The 12,190-nt window shown below is 49.6% G+C and carries 8 protein-coding genes; all 8 read right to left on the bottom strand.

All coding sequences use genetic code 11. The features are described from left to right. Window positions 1-124 precede the first annotated feature (124 nt). Window positions 125-337 (bottom strand): hypothetical protein, encoded by a 213-nt coding sequence (locus FHS19_RS32265; protein ID WP_183587283.1) that lies wholly within the window; start codon window positions 335-337, stop codon window positions 125-127. 432 nt (window positions 338-769) lie between these two features. Beyond that, a complete protein-coding gene (glmS, locus tag FHS19_RS32260; protein WP_183587281.1) occupies window positions 770-2,602 on the bottom strand; it encodes a glutamine--fructose-6-phosphate transaminase (isomerizing) in 1,833 nt (610 codons plus the stop codon). Window positions 2,603-3,204: 602 nt separating this feature from the next. Then, entirely contained in the window at window positions 3,205-4,545 is a 1,341-nt protein-coding gene (glmM, locus tag FHS19_RS32255) for a phosphoglucosamine mutase (protein ID WP_183587279.1), read from the bottom strand. 52 nt (window positions 4,546-4,597) lie between these two features. Beyond that, window positions 4,598-6,031, bottom strand: coding sequence for a CdaR family protein (locus FHS19_RS32250; RefSeq protein ID WP_183587277.1), 1,434 nt, complete (start codon window positions 6,029-6,031; stop codon window positions 4,598-4,600). Further along, window positions 6,024-6,854: a diadenylate cyclase CdaA gene (cdaA, locus tag FHS19_RS32245; RefSeq protein ID WP_183587275.1), complete on the bottom strand. Its 831-nt coding sequence runs from the start codon at window positions 6,852-6,854 to the stop codon at window positions 6,024-6,026. The genes FHS19_RS32250 and cdaA overlap by 8 nt, the downstream gene beginning before the upstream one ends. 199 nt (window positions 6,855-7,053) lie before the next feature. After that, window positions 7,054-7,668: a zf-HC2 domain-containing protein gene (locus FHS19_RS32240; RefSeq protein WP_183587273.1), complete on the bottom strand. Its 615-nt coding sequence runs from the start codon at window positions 7,666-7,668 to the stop codon at window positions 7,054-7,056. Window positions 7,669-7,787: 119 nt separating this feature from the next. Continuing rightward, the gene (sigW, locus tag FHS19_RS32235; RefSeq protein ID WP_076176256.1) at window positions 7,788-8,354 is read right to left on the bottom strand and encodes an RNA polymerase sigma factor SigW; all 567 of its coding nucleotides are present in this window, start codon (window positions 8,352-8,354) and stop codon (window positions 7,788-7,790) included. Window positions 8,355-8,542: 188 nt separating this feature from the next. Continuing rightward, window positions 8,543-11,338 (bottom strand): phosphoenolpyruvate carboxylase, encoded by a 2,796-nt coding sequence (gene ppc, locus FHS19_RS32230; protein ID WP_183587271.1) that lies wholly within the window; start codon window positions 11,336-11,338, stop codon window positions 8,543-8,545. Window positions 11,339-12,190 lie beyond the last annotated feature (852 nt).

Below are 12,190 nucleotides of genomic sequence, written 5' to 3'. Positions count from 1 at the left end.
TGGATAAAAGAAACCAAGGGCAGATTCCTGCTCTTGGTTTCTTTTACTGATTTTTTGATTGATAGAATTTCATCTATGGGTAAACCACTAACGAGCCGTTTATAGATAACACTTATCAGTTTTGTCAATCTTCGACCTTTATCAGTTCTGCTTTGACAATATGGTATTTGCTCAATACAATTTTTCTTCCGTCAGGATCTTCCACTGCAACCAGATGTGCGGCGATGCCTGAAAGGTTCCATTCCAGCGAGCCTTCAATTCTAATGTTTTCAAGCAGTTCACCGTTTGATAATGTAATATGGTAGAAATGAACCCTTTTATCATCCTTCTTATTCAAAATGCATGCCTCCTCCTCTTGTCATCCCAATGATCAGCTTATTATGTATTTCTTCGTTTACAGATCATATCCTTTAACTTGATTCCTTGCAATCATGGATCTCTACGGTTTCTCAGCTCCACCATAGTGTTTAAAAAAGTACTTCCGATTGCACACCTAAAAATCCAGCTATATTCAACGGTTTATGTAACGCATTCAGGGTAGTAGCCGTTAGTACCCTCGTTGACCACGATACAAAGGCTACATCCAAAGTGTCCCCTTTCGGTCGCATGCTCTGGCACCTTTAGGAGTTAGAGCAAAATCTCAACCATCATTACAACGAGCTATCCCGCTATTAAAAAAACGAAAGGCTTCGTCCCACATTTTGAGGACGAAGCCTTTCGCTGTAATCAATTCATATCGATCGTCGTCGTATTGTTGCCTTTTCTACCCTTACTCCACCGTTACGCTTTTCGCCAAATTCCGCGGCTTATCGACGTCGTTACCTCTGGCGAGCGATGCGTAGTAGGACAGCAGCTGCAGCGGCACAACCGACAGGGCCGGCGTCAGCAGCGGCAGCGTCTTCGGAATCGCAAACGCCTGGTCTACCGACTTCAGCAGACCTGCGACATTTTCTTCATGGGTAATCGCCATGATGTCCGCGCCGCGTGCGCTCACTTCCTTGATGTTGCTGACCGTTTTCTCCAGAACGGCTTCCTGGGTGGCCAAGGCAATAACCGGAATGCCTTCCTCGATCAGCGCCAGCGTACCGTGCTTCAGTTCACCCGCTGCGTACGCTTCAGAGTGAATATAAGAGATTTCTTTCAATTTCAGCGAACCTTCCTGTGCTACCGCGTAGTCCAGTCCGCGACCGATAAAGAATAAGTGCTCATGCTTTGAAATATGCTCTGCATAGGCTTTAATGGCATCCGGCTTGGCCAGCATGCTTTCCACTTGCTCCGGCAGAGCCTGCATAGCGGCTACGATCTGAGCCACCGCTTCCGGCGTCTGCGTGCCGCGAACCTCGGCGAGATACAGCCCCAGCAGATAGAACGCGATCAGCTGCGACGTATACGCCTTGGTGGAAGCTACGGCGATTTCCGGTCCGGCCAGCGTCACGATGACGTCGTCGGCGTCACGGGCGATCGAGCTGCCCACCACATTGGTGATGGCCAATACGTGTGCGCCGTTCGCCTTGGCTTCACGCATCGCAGCGAGCGTATCCGCCGTTTCACCAGATTGGCTGACGACAATGACCAGCGTTTCCGGCGTTACGATTGGAGAACGGTAACGGTATTCCGACGCTACGTCCGTCTCTACCGGAATGCGTACCAGCGATTCAATCGCGCTGCGTCCCACGAGACCTGCATGGTATGCTGTACCGCAGGCTATGATTTGGATGTTGCGGATATTTGTGATCTGATCGGCCGTCAGCTTCAGCTCCGGCAGAACTACCTTTTTACCCGACTCGTCAATCCGTCCACGCATCGTGTCACGATAAGCTTTTGGCTGTTCATGGATCTCTTTCAGCATGAAATGCTCAAAGCCGCCTTTTTCCGCCGTCACTGCATCCCAGTCGACATGAATCATTTCCCGAGAAATAAAATTCCCCTCAATGGTCATCAATTCGACAGAATCCTGCGTCAATACGGCCATCTCACCGTCATTCAAAATATATACTTTACGCGTATATTGAAGAATTGCCGGAATATCCGATCCGATGAAGTTCTCTCCTTCACCAATCCCGATAATCAACGGGCTCGCTTGACGCACAGCCACAAGCTTATCCGGTTCGTACTCGGTCAATACCCCGAGGGCAAAGGCGCCGCGCATATAACCGGTGGCCTTCTGAACCGCTTTGACGATATCGCCGTCGTATTCACGGGCAATCAGGTGGGAAATAACCTCCGTATCGGTTTCCGACACGAAATGATGTCCCTGGCTGACCAGCTCATCCTTCAGCTCCAGATAATTTTCGACAATGCCGTTATGCACGACCGAAAATTTATGGCTGTTGTCCGTATGCGGATGAGAATTCACGTCCGATGGCTTGCCATGCGTCGCCCAACGCGTATGCCCGATGCCGGCACTTCCGACCAGCGGCGTTCCTTCCAGCTTGGACTCCAGGTTAGCCAAACGGCCTTGAGCCTTGGCGATTTGCAATCCCTGGTTGGTGAAGACGGCAATACCTGCAGAATCGTACCCGCGGTACTCCAACTTCTTCAGACCCTCGATCAATACCGCTTGCGTATCCTTTTTACCAATATATCCGACAATACCACACATAGTTAATATCCTCCGTTCACTTCTTCGAATTGGGTTTTAGAAGAGTACGGGAGCATAATGGTGCAGCATGGTGCCAGAATGTACAGGAAAACGAACATTGTATTCAGTTATACAAGGTGCATTCACGAATGTACATCCCAGCATCGCCGCATCTCTTATGCGCTTGCCCGCACACTCATGAAAAATGATCACTATTTTCTAACACCCACTGGAAACGTTGTGTGAACGGTCGCCCGTTCATTTTCCGTTTCGAGTTTACGGCTGTGGTGTATCACCGGGAGGTCCCCGCCGAACATTTCGAACACCTCCACCTCGTCAACTTGATGCTGCCGTGAATCCGAAGCGTCGTGCTCCTTCAGATTCTTCCCCGCGCAAGCTCAAGTTCTGGCGCTATTGTTGCTAACCTCACGACCCTCGCTTTCTGTATCGTAATGACATTTACTAATTATATTCATGTCATCTCCGTTTTGCAATCAGGCTGATAGCCCCAAATCGGAGTCCCCGTTATATACCCTGTAAAAAAGCCGATGAAACAGCACTTCTAGTCTCACCGGCCTATGGCATTTATGCTTTATTTTATAGGAAAAACCAACATTTACCTGTTATACGAGCTCCCGTTTCACGACATCAGCGATTTGAGAGACGTACTGATCCAGGTCCTCCTTATTAGGGCCTTCAGCCATGACGCGGATCAGCGATTCCGTGCCTGAAGGACGAACCAGTACCCGGCCGTTATCCCCAAGGATTCCCTCAACGGCTTGAATAGCATCCTTAATGGCTGCGTTGCCTTCAAACTTGCTCTTGTCCTCTACCCGCACGTTCACCAGCACCTGAGGGTACTTGCGCATCATCGTTCTCAGCTCGCTCAGCTTTTTGCCCGCGGCCTGGATCGTATCCACCAGCTGGATCGCAGTCAGAATGCCGTCACCGGTCGTATTGTAGTCCAGGAAAATAACATGTCCGGACTGCTCTCCGCCCAGGTTATAGCCGCCTTTACGCATTTCCTCCATAACATAACGGTCGCCGACAGCCGTTTTGGCCGTTTTCAGCGCCAGCTTCTCAGTCGCCTTATAAAAACCGATGTTGCTCATAACGGTCGATACGATCGTGCCGTTGTTCAGCTTACCCTGCTTGTTCATGGCGTCACCGCAAATGCAGAGGATAAAGTCGCCGTCGACTTCCTCGCCCTGATCGTCAATCGCGATCAGACGGTCCGCGTCGCCATCGAAGGCAAGTCCCAGGTCGGCTTTGGCCTTCAGCACTTCTTCTCTCAGCTTTTCCGGGTGGGTGGATCCGCAGTGGTCGTTGATGTTCAACCCGTTCGGCTCGGTGCCGATCGTGACCACCTCTGCCCCGAGCTCCTCAAACAGCTTAGGAGCCAGCTCGTAAGCCGCGCCGTTGGCGCAGTCGAGTACGATCTTCAGCCCGTCGAAGCTGTGGGAAATCGTCGTTTTCAAATACTCCAAATATTTATATTTCGATTCATTATCGACAATAACATTGCCCAGATCCTTGCCAATCGGACGCGGAAGCGTATCTTCAGCCGCATCCATCAGCTCTTCGATTTTCAGTTCGGTCTCGTCGGACAGCTTGAAGCCATCCCCGCCGAAGAACTTAATGCCGTTATCTTCGACCGGATTGTGGGAAGCCGAAATCATAACGCCGGCGTCCGCCTTTAACAACCGTGTAATATACGCCACCGCTGGCGTAGATACAACACCTACACGGATAACATGCGCCCCGATGGACAGCAGACCCGCAACCAGTGCCGATTCCAGCATAACTCCCGAAATCCGGGTATCCATACCAATGACAACCGTAGGTTTCTCCACGTCCCCGGTCAACACATAACCGCCGCAGCGTCCAATGCTGTAAGCCATTTCGGCCGTCAGTTCCTTATTGGCAACACCGCGTACTCCATCAGTTCCAAAATATTTCCCCATAATTGATCTCCTTTTTGAGTGCATCTCTAGTTACTATATGTGTTCGTTCATATCAGGGTGAGCCGGTATCTGTCTGTGGCTCCTGCCCTTCCGGCGGCGTGGTGTCACCCGCCGTTCCATTGTTGTCTGTTTCATCCACGTTCGTCGAATCCGTCTCGGACCCTGAATTGCCGCCTGTTCCTTTATTGCTGTTGTCTGTCGTTCCCTTGTTGTTATCCTCGGGCTTTGACTCCGGCTGGGTCGACGTTGCTGCAGCATTATCCTTGATCTCTATGGTCGCTGTCAGCGCATTTCCCTGATCCACCCGCGATACATAACGTGGGAGCACCACCTGCAGGTTTACCTGATGCGTACCGGGCTTCAGGTTACCAACGCTAGCGATGAGCTGAATGTCATCCTTTGTCAGACTGTTCAGCAGTCCAGGGGCGCCGCTCAGCTTAAGCGACATGGTGCCGCTTGCCGGGCTCTTGATCGCGGCCTGCACGTCTGAGCCGGCTCCGCTGATCGTAATCGGAATGTCGTCAATCACCCGCTGGGAGTTGGACACCGTGGTGATTTCAACCTCCATAGAGCTCGGCTCGATTTTCTCAAAACCCTGCGGCGGCGTCAAGTCCACAGGAAGTACCATTGTTCCCGCTTCCTTGATCTGCCCCAAATCCACATCGACGTCATTATAGGACTTTATTCCCGCAAGCGCATCTTGAGAACCGTACAGCTTCACAGTGGTTATGCTTGGCTGAGCCTTAGAAATCACGAGGCCGTCAGGCAGTTGGCCGGAATAGTGCAGTTCGATCGGCACTTCTTTGTACGGCGGCGTGATCGGTACGACCACGGAGATGGTTGACGGTTCAATCACCGCCCCCTCAATCTCCTTCCCCTGCTTGTCCAACGCGGTGAGCTTCACCCGCTTTTCCTTAATCGTTGCGTCTTCGCCATCAATGGATACCGATCCTTGAATCTTATCGACCCTTTTCAGGTCGCTTTCAGGCAGCGTAACCGACACCGTAGCCGGTTCCATGGTAATGCTCCCCATCTGATAACCGGCTGCCGGCTCCCCGCTCGTCACGATCGATACCGGGAAGGACGATGTGTCCCTTTTTTCAATATTGACGGTTACGGTTGGCGGCTGAACGTTGACCACCTCAATCCCCGAAGGGACGTCTACGCTCAGCGGCAGCGTGCTGGTTCCTACTATGGCTTTGCTCAGGTCCAGCCTCACTTTATAATCTTCCGAGTACATCGAGAGCAGGTCCGACTTTTTTCCTTTGACTTCGAGCTGGACCTGATCCGTGTCCATGGCGCTCAGGATGTACTTCTTCTCATCCAGTCCAAAAGCCTGTACCTTCACATTATCAATGATCCGTGAATCAATTTTAGCGGTAGGCGTAGGCGTTACATCGTTCAAATGAACCATGCTCCAGAGCAAAATACTTACGGCAAGCGCCAGCACTTTCGAAATATTGTTGTTATTGATCCACTTATTCATGATTATCATTTCCCTTCCGCTTCCAGAAAACAGGGCGTTTTTCTTTCGCAGAGGAATTTGGACGAAGCTCTTCATACAGTTTCGATATTAAGGATTCTTCTTTAATATCACGAACGACCTGACCGTTAATGGCCAGCGATATTTGTCCGGTTTCCTCCGATACGACGATGGACACCGCATCCCCTACTTCACTGATTCCGATTGCCGCCCGGTGCCGTGTGCCCAGCTCCTTGCTGATAAAAGGATTCTCGGACAGTGGTAAATAGCAGGCGGCAGCGGCGATCTGCTGGTTCTGAATGATCACGGCCCCGTCGTGGAGAGGTGTATTCGGTATAAAAATGTTAATGAGCAGCTGGGAGCTCACCATGGACTGCATGGGAATCCCGGACTCCGTATATTCATTGAGACCTGTTTCTCGTTCAAATACGATTAACGCTCCGATCTTTCTTCGAGCCAAATAGTTCACGGCCTTAATGACTTCACCGATCAGCTTATTGAGCTGTTCATCCTCCGCCGATGAGCGGCCAAACATCTTGCCCCGTCCCAACTGCTCCAGCGCCCGCCGAAGCTCAGGCTGGAAGATAATAAAGATCGCCAAAATGCCAAAGTTAAATATCTGATTCATGAGCCATTTGAGGGTGTACAGATCAAACCATGTACTGAGCGCCCAGATGATGACCAGGACCAATATCCCTTTCAACAGCTGAACAGCCCGGGTCCCCCTGACAAGCAAAATGACCTGATAAATGATATATGTAACGATGGCGATGTCAATGATATCTTTAATGGACTCTTTCCATGTTAAGTCCGCAAAATAACTCATACTTAGGCCCCCATACTCCCCTTCATGATGATGGGTCTCTATGTCATTTAATTTCCCCTATATTACCTAGGTTATAACGTACACCCTCAGGTTGCAAGCGGCCGCGGTTTCAAATTGGAACCATTTATAAATATTGCCAACAAAAAAGACGCCTGCTTTGTCCCAAAGAGGCGCCAATATCCACAAATATCAAGATTTACTAACGATAGGCGACATCAGAGAACATGTTTGTGATTTTATACCATATCCAGTCCATCGCCTGATCAATGCTCTTCACCTGACCCGAAATATGGGCGGTTGAGGCTTGGTACAGCGATCCATCAATGACCGTCAAATTGCCCTCGACGTCACCATAGATCTGAGTCTTTCCATTTTCCACCGTCAAATTGCCCGCAATACTCTTGCCTTCAGGCACGATGACCGTGTTCCCTTCAATGACAACCTGATCCAGATCACTGCCTTTAACCACTAGTTGGGTATCCTGATCCCAGAAGCTCACAGTACTAAACAGCATCACCAAGACAAATATAGCCGCGGCTGTAATGGCCGGATGTCTCTTGACCCATGTAAGCCATAGCTGCTGCTTCTTCTGCTTCGGGAGAGAACTCATGATCCGCTCAGTCAGCTCAAGAGATGCAGACGGCGTATGGTGCGTCAGCGAGTACATCAGCATATCCGTCTGTTCCAGCTCTTTAAACTGCATCCGACAGTCAGGGCAGGACAGCATATGGGTCTTAAGCTCCAACTGCTGCTCCTTGGACAAGTCGTCATCTAAATAATCATGCATTAAAGAGACGGCTAATTTGCAATCCATTCTGAGCCAATCCTTTCATTAATATGAATGTATTCAATCTTCCCGCTTCAGGGGCATAGGTCAGTTTCATTTGTAATACGTACAGGTTCTGAAGAAGTTTCAAAACCGAAGCTCGTTTGCTACAATTTGGGCTCTAATTTTTTGCGCAGAAATTCGCGTCCCCGGTGCACCCTCGTTTTAATCGTTGTTACGGGCATGCCCAGCACATCGCTAATTTCCTGCAGCGACAAATCCTGCAAATACCGGAGGACCATGACCGACTTATACTTCGCCGGAAGGCTCTCGATCGCTTCGTAAATGATCTGCTGCGTTTCGGAGATCAGCGTCTCGCTCTCAGGCGTCCGGTTATCGCTCGGAATCATTGAATACCCGTCCATACCTTCCTGGTCGTTCATCTCAGCATCGAGGGAATAGGTCGGTTTCCTTTTCCTCAGCCGGTCGATACATAGATTGGTTCCGATACGGTAAATCCAGGTGGAGAATTTCTGATTCTGGTCATACCGGTCCAAGTTTTTATATACGCGCAGAAAAGTCTCCTGAACGACGTCCTCCGCTTCGTGGCGGTTGTTCAGCATCCTGTAAGCCAGATGATAAATTTTGTCCTTGTACAGTTCCACAATTTCGGCAAACGCCCGCTGGTCTCCTTTCAGAGCCAGTTTCGTCAGCCGGTTTTCTATATTTTCCATCAAGATTCCCCCAGACTTGCTGATGGGTACGACAACAATTTATTTTTCCATTCAAATCGTAAATGAAGTCTCTCTAAAAAGCAAGACAAGCCGTATAACAGAACAATAGGAAAGCCGCAGCACCTGGGGTTCAGGCGCTGAGCTTTCCTATTCTGGCTTCAGGGATGCTTATTGAAGTAACTGTATCATCAGCCTGTGTTCCGGAGTCCCGAGGCAATGCCGTTGATCGTGAGCAGAACCTCACGCAGCAATTCCGCATTATCCTCATCCTGTTCGCGCAGTCCGCGGAGCTCGCTGAGCAGCTGTACCTGCAAATAGCTGAGCGGATCCACATAAGGGTTGCGGAGGCGAATCGATTCCTGAATGACAGGCACATTATCCAGAATTTCTTTTTGTCCTGTAATTTTCAAAATCAGCTCTGACGTCAGCTTGAACTCTTCTTCAATCAGTCCAAAGATGCGGCGTCGTGCTTCATCGTTGCGGGCCATGCCGGCATATTCCTTGGCAATGACCATATCCGCCTTGGCGATCGCCATCTGAAGGGAATCGATCAGCGAAGTGAAGAAGGAGAACTTCTCGTACATCTCCTGCATCACTTTCAGATTCTCTTCCTTGTCCTGATAAAAGCTCTGAAGACCCGTACCCGCGGCGTACCACGCAGGAAGCAGGTAACGGCTTTGGGTCCATGAGAACACCCATGGAATGGCCCGCAGATCCTCAAAACGGTCGGTATTCTTCCGCTTGGAAGGACGTGAACCGATGTTCAGCTCTCCCACTTCAGGAAGCGGCGTGGATTCCTTGAAGAACGCTAGGAAATCCGGATCACGGAAGATCAGATCCTGGTACTTATTCCGGGAAACCTCGGACATCTCGCGCACGATGTCATCCCATTGGGCTTCGTTCACGTCATCCTCTTCCGGCGAACGCGCGTTGATCGCTGCAGTTACCAGTGCCGATGTTGCCTGTTCCAAACTGCGGTAAGCAATGCCCTTCAGCGAATAGCGCGAGGAAATGACCTCACCCTGCTCGGTGATCTTGATGCCTCCGCCGATCGTCGAAGCCGGCTGCGCCAAAATGCTGCGGTTCAGCGGCATGCCACCGCGTCCCAACGATCCGCCGCGTCCGTGGAAAAATTTCAGCTTGATGCCGAACTCGCTGGCGACAGCCGTCAGCTCTTTCAGAGCAACTCGCAGTTCCCAGTTTGCTGTAACCGCGCCGCCGTCCTTATTGCTGTCGGAGTAACCCAGCATAATTTCTTGAAGGTCGTTCCGGGCCGTAATACTCTGACGATAGATCGGCAGTTTGAAAAGCCGTCCCATAATTTCCGGAGCGGCGTGCAGGTCCTCTATGGTCTCGAACAACGGAACCGCCTGCAATGTACATTCTACGGTACCGTCCGGAATTTGCCGGAACAGCCCGACTTCTTTGGCGAAGACCATGACTTCCAAAATGTCACTGGCACCCTCAGCCATACTGATCAGATAGCTGGTAATGCAATCCTTACCGTAATCCTGCTGTGCTTCCTTGACTACCCGGAATACGTCCAGGCACTCTTTAGTGCTTGGGCTGTAGTCCTGGTATACCGATGAGATCGGTCTCGGTTCGTTCAGCAGCTTCGTGAGCAGCTCAATCTTCTCCTCTTCGGAAAGCGCTGCATAGTCCGGCGTAATGTTGCTCTTCGCCAGGACCTCTTTCATCGCATTCTCATGCTCTTGGCTGTGCTGACGGATATCCAGCGCCGCCGTATGGAAGCCAAACAGCTCAACCTGACGAATCAGTTTTTTGATATAAGTATCTGCTACATAGTCCGCAAAATGGAAGCGAAGACTGCGGTCAATAATACTCAGGTCCTCGATGAACTCCGCTGGCGTAGCGTAGGACTCGGCAGTTCCTTTTTTACTGTCGTCCAGAACGTTCGCGATTTTCTCCATCATATAAACCAGCTTGATACGGTATGGTTCCTTCTCATTGTTCCAAATATCCCTTTTTGTAACGGTTACATTTGCACGGTCCCGTTCAATGGAATCCTGAAGTTCTTTGGAAACTTCTACTATGGAAGTGCTGAAGCTCAAGTACTGCATATATTCAACTAAAATGCGCTGATATTCCCGAATAGCCAGCCTGCGCTGCATACGCAGCGTCTGCGAAGTGATTTCAGCCGTCACCGATGGGTTACCGTCACGGTCGCCGCCAATCCATGAGCCAAATTTCAGGTACGTAGGAGCGTGCCAGAGGTGTCCCGGATAATACTTGGTCAAGCAGCGTTCCAATTCCTGATAGACATCAGGCAGAACGTGGAACAGCGTCTCATGGAAGTAATACATTCCGTTCCGGACCTCATCCAGTACCGTAGGCTTACGGGCTCTCAGCTCATCCGTCTGCCACAGTGTAATGACTTCGTTCAGCAGCTTCTCCCGAAGCTGTTCGCGCTCGCGGAACGTAAGAGTCGGATTGTCCAGCAGCATGACATCTTCGGAAATCCGTTTATGAATATCCAGAATCGCTCTGCGCATTGCTTCCGTTGGATGGGCGGTCATAACCAGTTCCAAGGACAGGCTCTCAATAATGTCCTGAACTTCTTCGACCGTAAAGTTCCGCTCTTTCAGTTCCTTGATGGCCATCTCGATCGAATCAGGCTGAACGCTTTCTCCAGCCGAGCGCTCATAGTCCCGTTTTCTGCGGATCCGGTGATTTTGCTCGGCGATATTCACAAGCTGGAAGTAAATCGCAAAAGCACGAATCACCTGATGGCGAATATCCGGCTCAAGGGTTTCAACCATCTTTTTGAATTCTTCATACAATTCAGGCAAAAAAACAGATCGTAAAGATTTGCTCGTTTCACGGATCTTCTCAACGATATCTAAGAGTTCATTGCCCCCTTGATGGACAAGCACTTCCCCGAGTATGTTCCCCAAGAATCGCACGTCACGCCGCAGCAAGTTGTTTGAGTTGCTTTTGTTTGCGGTTACCGTAAGTTCAGTCATGCTACTCCTCCCGTCTCTATCCCGTTTGTATTGCTTTCTCTTTGTTCATACTTTCTTAACATCATACAATAAAACACATCGAAAATCTGCACTTTTATTAAATAAAGCGCAGATTTTCGCGTAAAAACACGATGTAAAATATGTATTTTCATTCAGTCATGCCTAATTCCTGACATATGGTTTACCAGAAGTTATATAGATAATATGTCCTTTTTCAGTCTTAATAAAATACCGCATTAGGTTTATTTATGCATATCGCAGATCGTATATCCACTATTTACCTCAAAGGTTAATTCATTAAACAAATCATCCGATTAATATTAAATATGAGTTCAAGTTACCGGAAAATGTCGTTTGGACTTTTCTCATTACGGCGGCTGATTTAACTCTGCTCTCTTGTTAATTTACAAATGATCGTTCATTGATCAACATAGAACACACTTGAAGGAACTTTACTGTCTATCATTGTATAGTGTCTTACTTGCTAGTTAAGCTTGATAGGCTTTTTTAGAATGAAATATGCGGGGTATTAACACTCCCCCTTTAAAGGGCCAGAGGCGCAGAAAGGCTGTTTTAAGGCCAACTAGATGAAACCAAAGGGATGTGCTCTGGGTCATCGTCGCAGCCTTCTGAAGGAGATCCTGACGCGCGTCCTGAACGGGTTCCTTCACGGAAGCACGGACGGTCGTACCCACGCTGCCTGGCTTCTCTCCCACACACCCACTCAAAAACAAAAAAACGCCTTTCGGCGTTATCTTTTTATGTATGGAGCGGGTGATGGGAATACTCAACATCCCGATTTAAAAAGCGTGCCTTCGGCCCGCCACAGAGGTAGATGTTGACGCGCGTCCT

This window comes from Paenibacillus rhizosphaerae (genome assembly GCF_014192015.1).
In the GTDB taxonomy this organism is placed as follows: Bacteria; Bacillota; Bacilli; order Paenibacillales; family Paenibacillaceae; genus Paenibacillus_AQ; species Paenibacillus_AQ rhizosphaerae.
Note: the sequence above shows the minus strand (reverse complement) of the source record. Positions and strands in the feature narration are given on the sequence as shown.

Bases quoted from the DNA above. Each gene is read 5' to 3' on its own strand.
- glmS (WP_183587281.1), bottom strand. From the start codon at position 2,602: ATGTGTGGTATTGTCGGATATATTGGTAAAAAGGATACGCAAGCGGTA.
- glmM (WP_183587279.1), bottom strand. From the start codon at position 4,545: ATGGGGAAATATTTTGGAACTGATGGAGTACGCGGTGTTGCCAATAAG.
- FHS19_RS32250 (WP_183587277.1), bottom strand. From the start codon at position 6,031: ATGAATAAGTGGATCAATAACAACAATATTTCGAAAGTGCTGGCGCTT.
- cdaA (WP_183587275.1), bottom strand. From the start codon at position 6,854: ATGAGTTATTTTGCGGACTTAACATGGAAAGAGTCCATTAAAGATATC.
- FHS19_RS32240 (WP_183587273.1), bottom strand. From the start codon at position 7,668: ATGGATTGCAAATTAGCCGTCTCTTTAATGCATGATTATTTAGATGAC.
- sigW (WP_076176256.1), bottom strand. From the start codon at position 8,354: ATGGAAAATATAGAAAACCGGCTGACGAAACTGGCTCTGAAAGGAGAC.
- ppc (WP_183587271.1), bottom strand. From the start codon at position 11,338: ATGACTGAACTTACGGTAACCGCAAACAAAAGCAACTCAAACAACTTG.